Genomic DNA, 303 nt, shown 5'->3' on the forward strand with positions numbered 1-303 from the left:
CGAACTCACCGGCGGCGGACACGAAGCCGCCGTCCCGGGTGTACGTGGTGCCGGGGTGCTCCGGGTCCGGGTGGTAGAGGGCTTCCAGGTCCCAGCCGCGGTCCGTGGGGAACCCGCCAATGTCGACGGTCGCGGAGGCCAGCAGGTCCCAGAGGTCCTACGGGGATTCGGCCCCGCCCGGGAAGCGGCAGGCCAACCCGACGATGACGATCGGATCGTCGGTGACCGGCGCGGCCGGAGCGGCCGGTACCGCCGCCGCAGCCCGTCCGCCGACGAGCCTTTCCAGCAGGAACCCGGCCAGCC

The 303-nt window shown here is 73.9% G+C and carries 1 pseudogene; it reads right to left on the reverse strand.

Going from position 1 to position 303, the window contains the following annotated elements:
* Positions 1-217 (reverse strand): annotated as a pseudogene (locus PUR56_RS34255) (beta-ketoacyl synthase N-terminal-like domain-containing protein); the annotation flags it as partial.
* Between the last annotated feature and the right edge of the window lie 86 nt (positions 218-303).

This window comes from Streptomyces sp. BE303, from assembly GCF_036290945.1.
Classification (GTDB): Bacteria; Actinomycetota; Actinomycetes; order Streptomycetales; family Streptomycetaceae; genus Kitasatospora.